Source organism: Actinomyces sp. oral taxon 169, from assembly GCF_013394715.1.
Lineage (GTDB): Bacteria > Actinomycetota > Actinomycetes > Actinomycetales > Actinomycetaceae > Actinomyces.
Map to the genome: position 1 here is coordinate 2,596,979 of NZ_CP058259.1, position 17,079 is coordinate 2,614,057.

Below are 17,079 nucleotides of genomic sequence, written 5' to 3' on the forward strand. Positions count from 1 at the left end.
GGCTACCTACCCAGGCGCCGCTCTCGGCTGGCGAAGTCGCGCAGCGCCCGCAGGAAGTCCACGCGCCGGAAGGCCGGCCAGTTGACCTCGCAGAAGTAGTACTCGGAGTGCACCGACTGCCACAGCAGGAACCCGGAGAGCCGCTGCTCACCCGAGGTGCGGATGACCAGGTCGGGGTCGGGTTGGCCCTTGGTGTAGAGGTGCTCGGTGATGTCCTCCTCGCTGAGCGAGGCGGCCACCTCCTCCAAGCTCGCTCCTGCGGCGGCCCGCTCGCGCAGCAGCTCGCGCACGGCGTCGGCGATCTCCTGACGGCCCCCGTAGCCGACGGCGATGTTGACCTGCATGCGCCGGTCCTCGGCTTCTGCGGTCTCGACGGCCTCATCCGCCGGCCCGTCCGACCCAGAGGCCTCCGCGCTTGACGGCCGGGAGCGGACGACGGCGGTGCGCAGGCGCTCGGCCAGTGGCTCGGGCAGGAGGTCGACGGCGCCCACGAGGCGCAGGCTCCAGCGGTCGGTCTCTGCGAGCTCGTCGACGGCGTGGGCGATGATGTCCAGCAGGGGCGAGAGCTCGGCCGGGTCGCGGGAGAGGTTGTCGGTGCTCAGCAGCCATAGGGTGACGACCTGGACCCCCATCTGCTCGGCCCACCCGAGGAACTCCTCGATCTTGTCCGCGCCGCGCTTGTGGCCCTGCGCGGCCCCGAAGCCCATGGACTTGGCCCAGCGGCGGTTGCCATCGAGGATGACACCCACGTGGTGGGGCACCGTGGCCGGGTCGATGCGCGCAGCCAGCCGGCGCTCGTAGATGTCGTAGAGGAGGTTGTCGCCTGCCATGCCGTTTTCCTCGGGGCTCCTCGGTGGGGTTGCTGGGGGACGGGGCCCGACGGCTCGGGGCCACCTCCAACGCTATCGTGCAAGGCCCCTCCTGCGCTGGACGAGCCGGTTAACAGCCGGGTCAAATCCGGCCATCAGGTTCGCCCAGGGTTGCCGGGGCACAACGGAGGCGTGCCAGGCGGCCGGGCCGCACTGGCGCTGGCAACGGCGGCCGTGGAAGCTGCCGCCGTACGCCACCGTGCCTGCCGCGTCACATCACCGTCCGGATTGCTACCACCACAACCTACGCTCACGTAACCTACGGAGTCGTAAGGTTCAGCATCGACCCGTTCCCACCCCACACCACCTAGAAGGACGCCCACACCCATGTCACCGACATCGCCCTCGACGTCGCAGGCCCCGCGCCGCTCCGCGTCCATGAGCGCCAAGGGCGTCATCGCCTCCGTCAAGCCGAGGCTGCGCGGATGGATCCACGCCGGTACCGCACCGCTGGCCCTGGCGGCCTGCATCGTGCTGACGGTGCTGGCGCCGGGAGCGGGCCTGAAGTGGGCCTGCGCCGTCTACCTGACGTGCTCGCTGCTGCTGTTCGCCAACTCCGGCGTCTACCACATCGGCACCGGGCACTGGCCCGCGAAGGTCGCGGCCACGCTGCGGCGGATCGACCACGCGAACATCTACCTGCTCATCGCCGGCACCTACACTCCCCTGTCGGCGGCGCTGCTGCCGACGCGTACGGCCACCCTGGTCCTGGGGATCGTGTGGGCGGGGGCCGCGATCGGCACGGCCACGAACCTGTTGTGGATGCACGCCCCGCGCTGGTTCACCACCGCCCTCTACATCATCCTGGGCTGGGTGGCGATCTGGTTCCTGCCGCAGTTCTGGCGGGAGGGCGGCCCCGCGATCGTGTGGCTGCTGGTGGCCGGCGGCGTGACCTACACGCTGGGCGCCGTGGTCTATGCCCGCAAGACTCCCGACCCATCGCCGCGCTGGTTCGGCTTCCACGAGATCTTCCACGTGTGCACCGTGGCCGCGTGGGCCTGCCAGTGCGTGGCCTGCTTCCTGGCGGTTCTGCGCTAACGGGGACGTCAGGCTGCGGTGGCCGACCGGCCGAGAGGCGGCCACTGAGGCTGCTGGGACCGGTGGGCGGCCCGCCACGCCGTCGAGCCGGTTGCTTTGTCCACCTCTCTCCCAACCCCTGCGGCGACGTTGATCAGGCGGGCCGGCACGGATTCGCCCACCCCGGCGCCCGGCCGCAGCCCCAGAATATTCCAGCACCTTTCGCCAACCGCACAGCATTCCCTCAGGCTGCGGCGTAGACTCGCGCTTCAAACCCGGTCGGCCCTGCGAGGAGCCACCGGGTGTCGTCGTCGCCAGGCAACCCGACCGGCTGCCAAGCGACCATCACCAGTCATCCAAGGAGGATCCATGTCCGAGCAGTCACAGGGCACCTGGCTCACCCAGGAGGCCTACGACCGGCTGGCCGCCGAACTCGAGCACCGCAAGACGACCGAGCGCAAGGAGATCGCCCAGCGCGTGGAGGCGGCCCGCCAGGAGGGTGACCTGCGGGAGAACGCCGGCTACCACGCCGCCCGCGAGGAGGCGGGGCTCAACGAGGCGCGCATCATCCAGCTCGAGGAGACCCTGGAGAACGCCCAGATCGGCGAGGCGGCCAACGACGGCTCGGTCTCGGCCGGCACCATCGTCACCGCGAAGGTGGCCGGAAAGGAGCAGGTCTTCGCCCTGGGCGGCCAGGAGATCACCGAGGACGTGCCCGACGGCGTCAAGGTCTTCTCCCCCGACGCTCCGCTGGGGCAGGCCCTCATGGGGCACCGCGCGGGCGACACCGTCTCCTACGAGGCCCCCAACGGCCGGAAGATCCAGGCCGAGATCGTCAAGGTCGAGCGGGTCTGAGCCTCTTTTCCGCTCCCCTTCCACCGAGCCGGGCGTTTTTCGCGCAGCCCCTCCGAATTTCCGTCGGGCACCGCGAGAAATGCCCGGCTCAGATCCTAAGGAACCCAAGAAAACAACCACCCCCTGAGATTCTGAGATGACACAAGGAGAGTTCTATGGGTTATGCAATGTATTTCTACAGATTCAGCGATGGACGCAGCATCGGAGGCAACAAGCAGGGGTTGTGGAACTTTCTTGAGCGCCGAGGATTAAGTCTTCAGCGCAGCCCACACTCCAGCGACACGACACACCTGGTGAACGCCGACGGTTCGGTACTATTATTCGCCGACGGCTACCCACGAGATCTCATCCTCTCCGACCCCTCCATTCACGACTCAGAGCTGAGCGCTTTCATTGCACACGCCCATCTCAGCGATGACGAGTGCGAACTACTCTACGACCTGTGCGTCTCGACGAACTTCCTCCTCGTTCACGTGGACGCACCCCTACTATTCGTCATCCCAGACGGGAATCACCGGATCGACCAACTGCCGCAAGAGGTAAGGGATGACGCAGACCGAGGTGAGATTGAGATTGTTGTGGCCAACAGCTGGCATGAAATGCAAGCCGCATTAAAGTACGAGTAACGCGCATTCTGTAAAAACGAGGACTCCAGCCACGGACGGGATGTATCTAATGGGCTTTTCTCTCTATCTGTACAAGATCAACGGAGATCGACTCGTCGACCCGGATCGCGACGGCGTGCAAAAGTTCTTGCGACGGCGTCGAATGCACATGAAGGTCTTCCCGCCCTCCAGCGCAGACCGGTCATCATCCGCGACGCTGCTCAACGAGGACGGAACCGACATCGATGTCGATGGGCTCCAGGACTTCCACTTCTCCAATGTGCTCGAGGAGGATGAGGCGATGACGGCGGGGACCGGGCACGCCCACCTCACTGCCGGTGAGTGCGACTTCATCTTTGATCTGTGCATCTCGGCGGGCTTCATGATCGTCAACCCTCAGGGAGGCCCCAGCTTCATCGTCCCGCACGGGAACCACACGGCCGAGAATCTGCGAGCCATCACGCAAGATATGAGCGCCGAGGATCAGGAGCAGGACATCGTAGCCGTCAACAGCGGTGAGGAGCTTCAGGCGCTACTCACCGGCGGGTTCCAGAACTTCCTCGACTGGCGCGAGAGGGCCTTCACCCAGCTGGGGCTGAACAGCCCCGGTTCGGAGTCCTCACCGAGCGCCTGACCGACACCCGCACCCGCCCCTCCACCCCGGCTGTTCCTCGCGGTCAGTGAAGCGCGGGTGGGAATAGGGGGCGGGCGCAGTAGCGTGTCCTCATGTTCAACGCCTTTCACCACTCGCTCAGCGGATCGGCGCCGGCCGGCCGCGAGACGCCGGTCCTGCCCGACCCCGGAGACCACCCGGTGCTGGGGACTGCCCTGGACGGGCCGTGGCCCGAGGGCAGTCGGGTCATCTACCTGGCGGCCGGCTGCTTCTGGGGGGTGGAGCGGATCCTGTGGCACCAGGACGGCGTCGTCTCGACGTCGGTGGGCTACATGGGCGGCCAGACGCCCAACCCCACGTACCAGGAGGTGTGCACCGGGTCGACCGGTCACGCCGAGACGGTGCGCGTCGTCTACGACCCTGCCGTCTGCGGCGAGGGCGGGGAGACCCTGCTCAAGACATTCTGGGAGAACCACGACTCCACGCACCTGAATCGCCACGGCAACGACGTCGGCACCCAGTACCGCTCGGCGGTGTGGACGACGACGCCGGCCCAGCGCGAGGCGGCCGTGCGGATCCGCGAGGTATTCCAGGGCGAGCTGACTCGCCTGGGCCTGGGCACCTGCGTCACCACCATCGAGGACGCCGCGGACGCGCCGGCTCAGTTCGGCGGCCCCTACTACCTGGCCGAGGACTACCACCAGGCCTATCTGCACAAGAACCCCAGCGGCTACTGCAACCACGGCCCCAACGGCGTGACCTGCCCGGCCGGCCTGACGGACCTTCCCGCCCAGACCGACATCCTGGCCCCCGAAGACGCCCCAGCCTGAGGGCACGACCTCAGCCATTGACGGGTCAATCACCAGCGTTCTCACACGTTGCCTTGAGATGCTGTCCTCCGGCCGCTGGCCAGCACTCCCACCTGCGAGCGCCCGCGACTTCCTGACCTGTTTCCCTGCGCACCACAGGAGGCTCAACCCCTATGAGCAGCCAGCAGACTCGTACCCCGTCGGACCGGTCTCCGACGGGGGCGGAGCCGGAGGCCCACTGGTCTGAGGACACAGACTTCCAGTGGCGCGCCGCAACCGAGCTGCTCATTGCCATGGGGGTCCCGCGCTCCACTGCCCGCCTCACCGGCAACCTGCGCACCTCCGTCGCGCACTTGGAGGAGGTCGACGCGCACCTGCCCCGCGATGGCAAGCCCCTGCCGGAAGCTGACCGCCTCACCCGCAACAACGCCGTCGACGACGTCGCCCGCGCCATCCTGCCGCTGGCGCACGCCACCCTGGAGCGGATCCGGGCCGAGGAGCTGCGCACCGAGGTCGTCGGCGTCGACTACGACGCCCTGTGCGACGCCGTCGAGCAGCTCGAGGCCACCTACCGGGCCGGCTGGTGGCGCGCGGCCGAGAGAGAGGGCGCCGACTTCTTCCTGCGTGAGGTCGAGGCCCTCAACCGTCTCAACGTTCCGGCGGTGCGTGCCAACTGGCGTGACGCCGGCAAGATCGCGGGCATCCTGCGCAAGATGCCCGTCTCGACGCTGCGGCGCGTGGCTCGCACGAGCAACCCCATGGCGCTGCGGCTCATGGTGCTGTTCAACCTCCAGGCCGGCTACCGCGACGGCAGCTTCGACAAGACCATCTCCATCCCCCGCCTCATCCACACCCGCACCAGCGAGTACCGCGCCGAGTACCGAGCCGGCTCAGCCGCTTAGCGCGAACCACGCAGCCCCTGCCAGCCCACTCCTCACCAACAAAAACTTCAGAATCGACGCGGCTCCAGGTCGATTCTGAAGATTCGGTCGAACTGTGTGGGAGGGAGGCAGTTGGGGCTCGCCTCGTCAGTCCTCGTCCGTCCGACCGGCCAGTTCCAGCCTGCGGTAGCGGCTGACGGCCGCGGCGACGTCGACCATGCGGGGGCGTACGAGGAAGGCGGGTCGCTCGCGCTCGTCGGTCAGGGCGTCCAGGCCCTCCTCATCAAGCAGGGCCTCGAGGTCGTCCAGGCACTCGCGCAGTGGGGAGACCCCGTCGAAGCGCTGCTCCAGCAGGGCGCGCAGGGCGTAGGCGATGGCCTCGGCCTGACCCGGGTCGGTGACGCCGCCGACGTCGGAGATGTCGATGTCCTCCCGGTCCAGGACGAGGGTGGAGGTGCTGTGGGCACGGGTGCGCACCGGTCCCCGGCGGGTGCGCGGCGGGGCGGGCTCGGGGACGCGCTGGCGCGGCTCAGCGAAGTCCTCCAGGCTGGTCAGGGGCCGGGGCTGGTCGGCGACGACGCGGCGGGCCTGCTCGGTGACGTCGCGCAGGTGGTAGGCGTCCATGAGCAGGACCCGGTCGGCCACGTCCAGGTAGTCCCCGGAGCCGCCCATGACCATGACCGTGGAGACGCCCCGCCGGCGGAACAGCGCGGTGATGCGGTCCACCAGGGGCGTGATGGGCTCGCGCTCGGCGGCCACGAGCTCGCGCATGCGCGAGTCGCGGATGAGCAGGTTCGTGGCGGAGGTGTCCTCGTCCAGCAGCAGCGTCGTGGCGCCGGCTTCGACGGCCTCGATGATGGAGGCGGCCTGGGAGGTGGATCCCGAGGCGTTGCGGGTGGTGAAGGAGGCGGTGTCGCGCCCGGCCGGCAGGTGGGAGATGAAGGGGGTCAGGTCGACGCCGGTCACGGCGCGCCCGTCGGCGGCCCGCACTTTGACGGCGTCGGGGACCGTGGCGACGAGCTCGCGCCCGTCCCCGGGCACGTGCGGGTAGACACCGCGCTCGATGGCGCTCAGCAGCGTGGACTTGCCGTGGTAGCCGCCTCCGACGATGACGTTGACGCCCGCCTCGACAACGGTGCCGCGCACCGTCCCTGCGTGCGGGAGCTCCACCGTGGCGGCCATGGAGTCGGGGGCCTGGAGGGGGACGCCGCCGTCCAGGGGATCGTCGCTCACCCCGGAGCGGCGCGGCAGGACGGAGCCGTCGGCGAGGAAGGCCACCCAGCCGTTGCGGGCCACCGTCGCAGTCAGAGCGCGGTGGTCCTCAAGGGTGGCGACGTGGCGCACGAGCCGGTCGCCCCGCTCGCCGGTGAGGTCCATGGCCTCCTCCAGCTCGCGCACGAGGTCGCGCCCCACGATCCGGGAGGCCTCGTGGCCCTGGATGGAGCGGCCCTGGGCGGGCAGGGCCAGGCGGGCGCGGATCTCCAGGGTCCAGCCGGTCCTCTCCTTCTTCTCCTCGGGGCGCAGGATGATGCTGGAGCGCTGCAGGATCTCCTGGCCCGGGGAGGCGATGGACAGTGCCGTGCCGCGGAAGCCCGCGTGCAGCTCGCGGGTGAGGAAGTCGCCCACGGCCAGGCGGCGGTCTGCATCGGCCAGCAGGTCGGCCTCATCGAGCAGCTCCAGGCCGTGCAGGTCGGTGGGCACGTCCACGTGGATGCGCGTGGGCGGGGCGTAGGGGTCGGACTGGACGCGGTCGATGTGCAGGAACCAGCCGGCGGGCGCCCGGTAGCGTCCGACGATCGCCTTGTAGGCGGCGTAGGAACGTCCGTCGAGGGCGTGGAGGTGGCCGACGAGGTCCGCCAGGAGGCCGTCGCAGGGCTCGTCGTCGTAGACGCGGCGCGAGCGGCCGCGCTCGCCATCCCGGCTGCCGGAGCCTCCCCGGTAGCCGCGGTCGCCGTATCCGCCCCTGTCGTCCCGGCGGGAACCGTCTCGCTCGCTGCGCTCAGTCATGGGGGAAACCCTACCCACCCACCGAAACACGTCCCGGCACCCCTGGCACGAACGACGTCGCCGCCGGGGCACCCGCAGGTGCCGCCGACGGCGACGCGATGGACTGGCGTCCTCCGGCTCAGTCGAACGGCCGAGCTCGGAGTGCTCAGCGCAGGGAGGCCAGGGCGTCGGAGTGGGCGACGACGTCGCGCACCATGGCCGGGACCTCGGCGTCGTGGAAGGCGGCCGGCGAGAAGGCGCCGTCGGCGAAGTCGGTGTTGAGCGACAGGAACACGTTGGAGGCCACAACGGTGGCGCCCATGCCCTGGAGGATCTGCTGGAGGTGGCTGACGGCGCGGATGCCGACGCTGTAGGAGTAGCCGACCACGCCCACGCCCTTGTTGGCCACGGCTCCGGGCTGGAGGAAGTCGATGGCGTTCTTCAGCGCGCCGGGGATGGAGAAGTTGTACTCGGGGGTGACGAAGATCAGCGCGTCGAAGGACTTCAGGGCCTCATCGAAGGCGGCGCCGGCCGGGTCGCTGGGAACGGCCATGCGCGGGGGGATCTCCTCGGCGAACAGGGGCAGGTTGAAGGAGGCGATGTCGACGATCTCGGCCTCAACGCCCTCGATCTCGTTGGCCTGGTCGACCACCCACTGGGCGATGGTGCCACCCACGCGGTTGGGGCGGACGGAACCGACGACGACGGCAAGACGGGTCATGTTTCTCTCCTGGTCGAGATGAGCCGGGGCGGGGTGTCAGCGTCAGGCGAAGACTCCGATGGCGCACCCGGCCGCGACAATTGATTTACCAACAACCTTATGGGAGTTTCGACAGAACGAACTCCCCCTTATTGCATGATACCGGCCACAACGCCCCCGTGCTCGCCTTTTCGGCGAGGGCGGATGGAGCCGCGAACTCGTCACGGACTATCGGGCCAGGAAGAAGCGGAAGGCGGGGTCGGCGGTCTCCTCGTTGTAGGAGTAGCCGAGGCGGTCCATGTGCTCGGTCAGCTCGACGTCGTCGGGCCCGGCCGCGAAGGCGCACAGGATGCGGCCGTAGTCGGCGCCATCGGTGCGGTAGTGGAACAGGGTGATGTTCCAGCGAGTGCCCAGCACCTGAAGGAAGTGGGCCAGAGCCCCGGGCGACTCAGGGAAGAGGAAGGAGAAGAGGCGCTCGGGCACTCCCGGGGTGGCACGTCCGCCGATCATGGAGCGCACGTGGACCTTGGCGAGCTCGTCGTCGGTGAGGTCGATGACGTCGTAGCCGGCCTCCTCCAGGTCCGCCACGATCTCGGCGCGCTCCTGGCGCCGGGCGATGCGCACGCCCACGAAGATGCGGGCGGGGTCGGCCTCGGCACGAGCCGCGGAGAGCCGGTAGTTGAACTCGGTGACCGAACGGGCTCCCAGGACCGAGGCGAAGCGCAGGAAGGAGCCCTGCTCCTCGGGGATGGTGACCCCGAGGATGGCCTCGCGCTGCTCACCGATCTCGCTGCGCTCGGAGATGTAGCGCAGCTGGTGGAAGTTGAGGTTGGCGCCGGACAGGATGAAAGCGAGGCGCTCGCCGGACAGGTGGTGCTCGGCGACGTAGCGCTTGAGCCCCGCCAGGGCCAGGGCGCCGGAGGGCTCGGAGATGGCGCGCACGTCGTCGAAGATGTCGCGCACGGCGGCGGAGGTCTCGTCGGAGGAGACGGTGACAACGTCATCGAGCAGGGCCCGGCACATGCGGAAGGTCTCCTCGCCGATGCGGCGCACGGCCACCCCTTCGGCGAACAGGCCCACGTGGTGCAGGGTGATGGGCTCCCCGCCCAGCAGGGCGGCCTTGAGGCAGGCCGACTCCTCGTGCTCGACGCCGATGACCTTGATCCCGGGCATGAGCTGCTTGATGAGGACGGCGACGCCGGCGGCCAGCCCGCCGCCTCCCACGGGTACGAAGACGCGGTCGAGGTGGGCGTCCTGCTGGATGAGCTCCAGGCCGATGGTGCCCTGGCCGGCGATGACGCGGGGGTCGTCGAAGGGGGCGATGTAGGACAGGCCCTCAGCCTCGGCCAGGCGGGTGGCCTCGGCCTTGGCGGCGTCGAAGTTATCCCCGTGGAGGCGGACCTCACCGCCCAGGGCGCGAACGGCGTCGACCTTGATCTGAGGGGTGACGGTGGGCATGACGATGATGGCGCTCATCCCCAGCAGGGCGGCGGAGCGGGCCACGCCCTGGGCGTGGTTGCCGGCCGAGGCGGTGACGACGCCGCGCTCGCGCTCGGCCGGGTTCAAGGAGCGCATGGCGTTGTAGGCGCCGCGAATCTTGAAGGAGTGGACGGTCTGAAGGTCCTCACGCTTGACCTCAACGGTGTTGCCCAGGCGGGCCGACAGGGCCGGCATCTCCTGCAGGGGCGTGTGCTCGGCCGCCTCGTAGACGGGGGCCTTGAGGATCTCCCGCAGGTAGCGGGCGCTGTCCCAGGCCGGGGTTCCGTTGCTGCTGACGCTGTCGAGCTCATTCACAAGTGACAGCGTAACGGGCAAGGCGCCACCCGGCTCAAGCCGGTGGTGGCGCGCGCTGATCGCGATGCCGCGGCATCTCCGAGGCAGGTGTCATCGCCAGAACAGGCATCCTCTAGAGAGGATATCATCTTGATGATATAGTCATGGCGTGAGTGTGAAGTGGTCGATTGAGTTCTCCGAGGAGGTGCGCATCTGGTATGCGGGACTGACTCCCGCCGGCAAGGCCTCGACAGACCGGGTCCTCGAACGGCTTGCCCTGCAGGGCAATATGCTCCGCATGCCACACTCCCGACCACTCGGTGACGGGTTACATGAACTGCGGTTCTCCTGCGAGAACGTCAACCGCCGCATCACGTACGTGTTCGACCCGGACCGCCGAGTCGTCACTCTCACGACGTTCCGCAAGCAACGTCAGAACGAGCGAACCGAGGTCCTGCGCGCCAGACGAGCGCAAGCCGCTCACGAGGCCAGTCGGCACGCTGAAGAGAAGAACGGGAGAAGATCATGAGCACCGCCACAAACAGCTCCACCGTCACCACCTCGTGGGAGCAGATCAGGCAGGAGTCGCTGGCCGCCATGACCGAGGCCGAGCGAGCCGAGTACAACCGGGCCGCCATCGAGACCGAGGCCCGCCTCCAACTTGCCGAACTGGTTTACAACGCACGTGCGGCCGCAGGAATCTCCCAGACAGAACTGGCCCGACGCGCAGGAACACGTCAGTCCGTCATCTCTGCGATTGAAAACGGCGCTCAAGCGCCCGGTGGCGTCATGCTCGCACGTATCGCTCACGCCCTCGGTGGAACTCTCGGGATTCACGTCGCCGCCTAATACAGACGTCATGCTCCCACCTCCTCATCGGGTCTCACGATGCTGCGCCATACGATGTGTCCGCAGAGCGAGCAGGTCATCAGTTCACCGGAGCCGGCGGGAATAATTCGGCTGGACCGCAAGGTTGGTATGCACACCCTACGGAAAGGAGCCGCCATGTCGCTCCAGCTCTTCGAGCTCGTCCCCACCACCCCGTCGCGCGAGGCCGCCGAGGCCCTCATCGCGCAGGTCTCCCAGGCTGTTGAGGCCGCCGGTGCCTCCGTCCTGGAGTCGCAGGTCACCGCCAGTCACGAGCGCATCTTCACCATCGTCGAGCTCGGCTCCGACGACGTCGCCGCCCTGACCGAGGCCGTCCGGTCCGCTGCGGCCGACGCCGAGGTCACCGGCCCCGACGAGGTCCGCCTCGTGGGCGCCGAGCTGGAGGACGTGCGCGCCCTGGCCCGCAAGGCCGACTACCTCGTGGAGTGGGACATCCCCGAGGAGATCTCCATGGAGACCTACCTGGCGCGCAAGAAGGCCAACTCCCCCAAGTACGCCCAGGTGCCGGAGGTGAGCTTCCTGCGCACCTACGTGCGTGAGGACACGGTCAAGTGCCTGTGCTTCTACGACGCCCCCGATGAGGAGGCCGTGGTGCGCGCCCGCGAGGCCGTCTCCACCCCGATCGACCGCCTCCACGCCCTGGAGGGCTGAGGTCCCGGTTCGCTGATGAGGCGGGCACCAACCCATCGCGCGGTTGGCGCCCGCCTCGTTGTCTGTGTCCGACGGCGCAGCCCCCTCGCGCCCGGCCTGGGCCGGGCCGGAGCCAGGCCGCTGCCACCGGGCCCTCAACGTCTCAGCGGCTCCAGCGGTCCCTGCGGTCTCAGCGCCGCATGCTGCGGGAGGCGGCGACGGACGTGATCGACAGGACCACGAGGGCGGCGGCGGGCGTGGCCACGGCCCAGGGGGCCCGTTCGATGTAGGGCAGCGCGTCGGACAGGACCAGTCCCCACTCCGGTGCGGGGCTCTGGGCGCCCAGGCCGAGGAACCCCAGGGCGGCCAGGGCCAGGGCCTTGCCGGGGAGCCTCAGTGCCGCGTGGCGTGCCAGCGGGCCGACGACGGCGGGCAGGACCCGGGTGAGGGTGATCCGCACGCGCCCCTCCCCCAGGACCGGGGCGAGGAGGACGTCGGGGCGCTGCCGGTTCTCGGCGACGAGCCCGGCGGCGTGGGAGGCCAGGGGCGCCCAGCCGACGCCGGCCACGGCGACGGCGGCGCCCGTGGCGCTGGGCCCGGAGACGCCGGCGACGATGAGCCCGGCCAGGATCGGCGGGGCGGCGTTGGCGACCTCGATGAAGCCCGTGGCCGCCCGCGGCGCCAGCCCCACCAGGATGGCGATGACGAAGCACACCACCGTGACGATGACGGCGCCGCTCACAGTGGACACGGCCCCGTGAGCCACCCGTGCCAGCACGTCGCGCCCGAGCGAGTCGGCGCCCAGTGGGAGGGCGGCGCTGGGCTGTGCGAGCTTGTCCGCGACGACGGCGTAGGGGTCGCGCCGGATCCCGACGGCCACCATGAGGGCCAGCAGGGCGGCACCGCTGACGGCGATAACGCGGGCAGCCCGCCCCGGGTGCTCCACCGGAGGCGGTGCTGTGAGTCCGCCCGCCCCAGCGGCCCGCCCCATGAGGAGGCGTCGGACCGCTCCGGCGATGACGCCGGTGGTCAGCGCAAGGGCGAGCAGCAGCAGGATCTGGGCCTGGAGGGCCGGCACGTCCTGGGCGGAGGCGGCGTCCAGGAGCTCGCGCCCCAGCCCCGGGATGGCGAAGATCTTCTCCACGGCGACCGCGCCGCCGGTCAGGGCGACGACGACGAGCGCCACCTGCCCGGTCAGTGGTGCCAGGGCCCGCCGCAGGACGGCTCCGGCCAGGGGTCGGCCGCTGATGCCGGCGGTGGACCAGGTGGCCACCCAACGTTCGGAGAAGGCGGCGGTGACGGCGTCGGAGACGAGTCCGCCGAGGTAGCCGCCGGTGGGCAGGCCCAGGCTGAGGGCCGGCATGATGACCTTCTCGGGGCTGCCCCACCCGAAAGGCGGCAGGATCCTGAGGTAGACGGCCAGGACGAGCATGAGGATCGGGGCCAGGAGGTACTCGGGCAGGGAGATGAGGATCGCGGAGGCGGCGCCGCCGCGGGGCCGGGGGCGCCCTCGCAGCCCGTCGCGCAGGGCGGGTAGGACCAGGGCTGCGGCCACAATGACTCCAACACCGAGCGCGGCGGCCATGAGGCTCAGGGAGACTCCGAAGGCGTCCACGGCGTCCGGGCCGACGTCGGCCCCCGAGACCCAGGAGCGGCCCAGGTCGCCGCGGGCCACTCCGGCCAGCCAGTGCCCGATGACGTGGAGGGGGCCGCCGTCGATCCCGATGCTCGTGCGGATGGAGTCCAGGATCTCCGGTGTGGGCTCCCGGTCGGAGGAGGTGGCGCGCAGGATCGTCAGGGCCGGGTCCTTGCCGGAGAGCCACGGCAGCATGCCCACCAGGCCGACGAGGCAGGCCAGGGCGAGCAGGCGCGAGATGCCGGTGACGAGGTCGCCCGTGCGCAGGCGTCCGGCGACCCGGGTGAGCACGCCGTTCACTTCTTCACGGTCGTGGTCGAGGTGATGAGGGCGCGCTCGTTGGGGTCGCGCTCAGCGCCGGTGACGCCGGCGGCCTCGCCCTGGATGACACGCTCGTGGGCGAGCGGGATGGCGGCGCCGGTCACGAGGATGGCCTGCTCGGCGGCCATGATGGCCTTGCGGCGCTCGTCGCCGGGTTCCGCGGCGCCGGCCTTGGAGATGGCGGCGTCGACCGTCTCGTCGTGCAGGCCGCTCATGGAGTAGGAGCCGGAGGAGGAGAAGTCGGCGGTCATGTAGGCGACGGCGTCGCCGGAGTCCAGGACGGTGGAGCGCGACACGAGGACGGCGTGGAACTTTCCGGCCAGGGCCTCGGACTCGATCTGGTTGTACTCGCGCACGTCCTGGGTGACCTTGAAACCGGCGGCCTCGAGCTGCTGAGCCAGGAGGGGGACCATCTCGCCGAGCTCGGGGCGGTCGGTGTAGGAGGCCAGGGTGATGGCGGTGCCGGCAGGGACGGTCCCGGCGGTGGTGGCGCCGGGGACCTTGCCGGTGGCGGCTGCGCCCGTGGCTCCGGGGTAGGTCTCCTTCTTCCAGGCGCGCAGCTCGGCGGCCCAGGGCACGGCCGGCCCCAGGAGTCCGACGGGTAAGTCGGCGTGCCCCTCGAAGACGGTCTTGATGAGGGCGGCGGGGTCGACGGCGTTGCGGGCGGCGGCGCGCAGGGCGGGGTCGGCGAAGGGGTCGGAGCGGGTGTTGAGGTAGAGGGTGGAGGTGCGCGGGGTGGCTATCTCGTGGAGAAGGTTCTTGTCGATGTTGCCGACCTGGGCGATGGGGACGGCTTCGACGATGTCGGCGGTGTCGGTGCGCAGGGCGTTGGCGCGGGCGGCGCCGTCGGGAACGTAGGTGACGTCGATGCCGGGGGCGGTGGCCTTCGTGCCCCAGTACGTGTCGTTGCGCTCCAGGGTGGCGCCGGAGGAGCCGTTGGCCTGCTTGAGGATGAAGGCGCCGGTGCCGTGGCCGACGGGGTCGATGGCACCGTCGGCGGAGCCGGGGTAGGCGGCCGGGGACAGGATGACGAGCTGGGGGCTGGACAGGCGCTGCGGCAGGAGGGGGTCGGGGGCCGCGGTGGTCAGGAGGAGGTCCTTGCCGTCGGCCTTCGCGGTGAGCTTGACTCCGTCCAGGACGCGCGGTGGCTTGGCGGCAGTGGCGGCGAAGGTGAGGGCGGCGGCCGCGTTCTCGGCGCTCAGGGCGGTGCCGTCGTGGAAGGTGACGCCCTCGCGCAGGGTGAGGCGCCAGGTGGTCTCGCCCTCGCGCTTCCAGGCGGTGGCGAGCAGCTCCTGGGCGTCGCCGTCGGCGTTGAGCGTGGTGAGACTCTCGGCGCAGGACCAGCGGACGAGCTTGGAGCCGTCGTTGGTGAGCGGGTTGAGCTTGCTCTCGGGGGCGTGGAACATGGCCAGGCGGATGCGGCCGTCGCCCGAGGAGCTGCGCGAGCAGGAGGCGATGGCGGCGGCGCCGGCTCCGACGCCGAGGGCGGCGAGGATCTGGCGGCGGGTGACGGCGGAGGCGGGCGTGGACATGGATGCTCCTTCGGGCCTGGGTCGGGGTGTCAGCTGTCGGGGGGTCATCGGTCGGGAGGTCGTCAGTCGGTGGCGGTCGGCAGGGTGGGGACGGCGTCGCGCAGGGCGCGGGTGGCCGGGTGGGTGGGGCGCGTGAGGAGGCGGCGCATGGGGGCGTCCTCGACGATGGCGCCGCCGTCCATGACCAGGGCCCGCTGGCAGACGCGGGCGACGGCGGCCAGGTCGTGCGATACCACCAGCAGGGCTGGGGCGGGCACGGCGCAGTAGCCAGCTGGGGCGGGCACGGCGCAGTAGCCAGCTGGGGCGGGCACGGCGCAGTAGCCAGCTGGGGCGGGCACGGCGCCGGACATAGCCGGGGCGGGCACGGCGCCAGACGCAGCTGGGGCGGGCTCCGGCTCACCACTCGCGCCGACCTTCGCAGCGGGCTCCTCCTCATCGCTCATGGCGGCCTTGGCAGCGGGCGCTCCCTCACCGCTCGTGTCGGCGTCGGGGTCGGCCTCGATGGCGGCGAGCAGGTCGAGGGTCTGGCGGCGCAGGGCGGGGTCGAGCCCGGAGACCGGCTCGTCGAGCAGGAGGTAGCGCGGGGACAGGGCCAGGGCCCTGGCGATGGAGACTCGCTGCGCCTGGCCCCCGGAGATCTCGTGGGGCCGGCTCTCCCAGATCTCGCGGCGAATCTCGAGGCTCTCCAGGATCTTCCGGGCTCGACTGGTGGCCTCCTCGCGGTCGCGCACCACCCCCAGGGTACGCAGCGGGGTGGCCACCTGCGCCAGCACCGAGCGGCGCGGGTGGAGGGTGGCGGCGGCGTCCTGGGGCACGTACTGCACCGCCCGCCGGAAGGCCCGCAGCGCCCGGGCTCCGCCTCGGCGCACGGGGCGGCCGTCGAGCAGGATCTCGCCGGCGTCCTCCGGGCCCGGGGAGTCGAGCAGCAGCAGGGCACGCAGCAGCGTCGTCTTGCCGCATCCTGAGCGTCCGATGAGGGCCACGTTCTCCCCCAGCTCCAGGCGCAGATCCACGCCGCGCAGCACCTCTCGCCGCTCGCCGCCCGCCCCCGGGTGGGAGCGCCTCAGTCCACGGGTCTCAAGCCCGCTCATGCGGCGGCTCCCGCTGCGGCCAGGGCCCCGTCGATGGTCTCCTCGGCGCCGGCCTCGCACATGGCGGCCGTGACCGGGTGCTCGGGGCGGGTCAGGACGGGGCGGGTCTCCCCCGACTCGATGATGGCGCCGTCGTGGAGGACGGCGATGTTCTCGCAGATGGCGGCGGCGGGCAGGTCGTGGGTGATGAGGAGCAGGGCGGGGGCCTGGGGCAGGCTGGTCAGGGAGCTCAGGAGCCTGAGGATCTCGGCGCGGGCGACGACGTCGAGGGCGGTGGTGGGCTCGTCGGCGATGATGAGGGCCGGTTCGGCGGCCAGGGCCAGGGCCAGGCTGACGCGTTGGCGCTGACCTCCGGAGAGGCGCCCGGGGACGCGGTCGGCGAAGGACTCGTCGAGTCCGACGGCATAGAGGTAGTCGGTGGCGCGCCGGCGGGCCTCGTCCCGGCTGCGTCCGGCGGTCTGGGAGGCCAGCGCGATCTGGCGGCCGACCGCGATGAGCGGGTGCAGGGCGGTGGAGTGATCCTGTGCGACGAGCGCGATCCGGCTGCCCCGGGGGCGGCGGGCGGCGGGCAGCCCCAGCAGGTTGACGCCGCCGTCCTCGCCTCCCGCTGCGGAGCTCGCGCGCGGGTCGCTGCCTGTGTCGGCGTCGTCGGGCTCAACGGTCAGGAAACCGGCGGCCTCCAGGGAGGCCGGGAGGGTGCCCGCGAGCGCGGCGCAGGTGAGGGACTTGCCCGCTCCGGAGGCGCCGACCAGGGCGGTCCGGCTGGCGGGGGCGAGGCGGAGGGCGACGCCGTTGACCAGCGTCGTGCCGCCCGAGCGCACCACCAGCGATCTGAGAACGATTGTCACACGCAAACCCTAGGTGCGAGTGACA

At 70.6% G+C, this 17,079-nt stretch carries 17 protein-coding genes; 9 read left to right on the forward strand and 8 right to left on the reverse strand.

The annotated features are described in order from the left end of the window. Positions 1-2: 2 nt before the first annotated feature. Positions 3-830 carry a polyprenyl diphosphate synthase gene (gene uppS / locus HW274_RS10935; RefSeq protein ID WP_075255290.1) on the reverse strand — a complete coding sequence of 276 codons (828 nt, stop codon included), beginning with the start codon at positions 828-830 and terminating at the stop codon, positions 3-5. Between the two features lie 366 nt (positions 831-1,196). Between uppS and HW274_RS10940 the strand changes: the two genes are divergently transcribed. From HW274_RS10940 to HW274_RS10965, 6 genes are all read left to right on the forward strand, one after another. After that, a complete protein-coding gene (locus tag HW274_RS10940; protein ID WP_075255291.1) occupies positions 1,197-1,907 on the forward strand; it encodes a hemolysin III family protein in 711 nt (236 codons plus the stop codon). Positions 1,908-2,255: 348 nt separating this feature from the next. Next, positions 2,256-2,741 carry a transcription elongation factor GreA gene (locus tag HW274_RS10945; RefSeq protein ID WP_185988799.1) on the forward strand — a complete coding sequence of 162 codons (486 nt, stop codon included), beginning with the start codon at positions 2,256-2,258 and terminating at the stop codon, positions 2,739-2,741. 155 nt (positions 2,742-2,896) lie between these two features. After that, positions 2,897-3,367, forward strand: coding sequence for a hypothetical protein (locus HW274_RS10950; RefSeq protein ID WP_075255292.1), 471 nt, complete (start codon positions 2,897-2,899; stop codon positions 3,365-3,367). Between the two features lie 148 nt (positions 3,368-3,515). Continuing rightward, entirely contained in the window at positions 3,516-3,980 is a 465-nt protein-coding gene (locus tag HW274_RS10955) for a hypothetical protein (RefSeq protein WP_256692576.1), read from the forward strand. 92 nt (positions 3,981-4,072) lie between these two features. Continuing rightward, entirely contained in the window at positions 4,073-4,789 is a 717-nt protein-coding gene (gene msrA / locus HW274_RS10960; RefSeq protein WP_075255294.1) for a peptide-methionine (S)-S-oxide reductase MsrA, read from the forward strand. Positions 4,790-4,941: 152 nt separating this feature from the next. Next, a complete protein-coding gene (locus tag HW274_RS10965) occupies positions 4,942-5,670 on the forward strand; it encodes a hypothetical protein (RefSeq protein WP_075255295.1) in 729 nt (242 codons plus the stop codon). Between the two features lie 126 nt (positions 5,671-5,796). On the opposite strand, the gene HW274_RS10970 is transcribed toward HW274_RS10965, so the two are convergent. The 3 genes from HW274_RS10970 to ilvA form a co-directional block, all read right to left on the reverse strand. Continuing rightward, positions 5,797-7,656, reverse strand: a complete 1,860-nt coding sequence (locus HW274_RS10970) for an ABC-ATPase domain-containing protein (RefSeq protein WP_185988800.1) — start codon at positions 7,654-7,656, stop codon at positions 5,797-5,799. 145 nt (positions 7,657-7,801) lie between these two features. Then, complete coding sequence (locus tag HW274_RS10975; RefSeq protein WP_003787469.1) at positions 7,802-8,356, reverse strand: NADPH-dependent FMN reductase; 555 nt, start codon at positions 8,354-8,356, stop codon at positions 7,802-7,804. A 207-nt stretch (positions 8,357-8,563) separates the two neighbouring features. Beyond that, entirely contained in the window at positions 8,564-10,129 is a 1,566-nt protein-coding gene (gene ilvA, locus HW274_RS10980) for a threonine ammonia-lyase, biosynthetic (protein WP_075255297.1), read from the reverse strand. 148 nt (positions 10,130-10,277) lie between these two features. On the opposite strand from ilvA, the gene HW274_RS10985 reads away from it, so the two are divergent. The 3 genes from HW274_RS10985 (at position 10,278) to HW274_RS10995 (ending at position 11,647) form a co-directional block, all read left to right on the forward strand. Then, entirely contained in the window at positions 10,278-10,637 is a 360-nt protein-coding gene (locus HW274_RS10985; RefSeq protein ID WP_313902157.1) for a type II toxin-antitoxin system RelE/ParE family toxin, read from the forward strand. After that, positions 10,634-10,957: a helix-turn-helix transcriptional regulator gene (locus HW274_RS10990; RefSeq protein WP_003787474.1), complete on the forward strand. Its 324-nt coding sequence runs from the start codon at positions 10,634-10,636 to the stop codon at positions 10,955-10,957. Before HW274_RS10985 ends, HW274_RS10990 begins: the two co-directional genes overlap by 4 nt. Positions 10,958-11,113: 156 nt before the next feature. After that, the gene (locus HW274_RS10995; RefSeq protein WP_009407354.1) at positions 11,114-11,647 is read left to right on the forward strand and encodes a DUF4242 domain-containing protein; all 534 of its coding nucleotides are present in this window, start codon (positions 11,114-11,116) and stop codon (positions 11,645-11,647) included. 169 nt (positions 11,648-11,816) lie between these two features. On the opposite strand, the gene HW274_RS11000 is transcribed toward HW274_RS10995, so the two are convergent. From HW274_RS11000 to HW274_RS11015, 4 genes are all read right to left on the reverse strand, one after another. Next, positions 11,817-13,562 carry an ABC transporter permease subunit gene (locus HW274_RS11000; RefSeq protein ID WP_256692577.1) on the reverse strand — a complete coding sequence of 582 codons (1,746 nt, stop codon included), beginning with the start codon at positions 13,560-13,562 and terminating at the stop codon, positions 11,817-11,819. After that, positions 13,559-15,115 (reverse strand): ABC transporter substrate-binding protein, encoded by a 1,557-nt coding sequence (locus tag HW274_RS11005; protein ID WP_185988801.1) that lies wholly within the window; start codon positions 15,113-15,115, stop codon positions 13,559-13,561. The genes HW274_RS11000 and HW274_RS11005 overlap by 4 nt, the downstream gene beginning before the upstream one ends. Positions 15,116-15,177: 62 nt before the next feature. After that, a complete protein-coding gene (locus HW274_RS11010) occupies positions 15,178-16,206 on the reverse strand; it encodes an ABC transporter ATP-binding protein (protein ID WP_185988802.1) in 1,029 nt (342 codons plus the stop codon). Continuing rightward, positions 16,203-17,054 (reverse strand): ATP-binding cassette domain-containing protein, encoded by an 852-nt coding sequence (locus HW274_RS11015; protein WP_185988803.1) that lies wholly within the window; start codon positions 17,052-17,054, stop codon positions 16,203-16,205. Before HW274_RS11015 ends, HW274_RS11010 begins: the two co-directional genes overlap by 4 nt. Between the last annotated feature and the right edge of the window lie 25 nt (positions 17,055-17,079).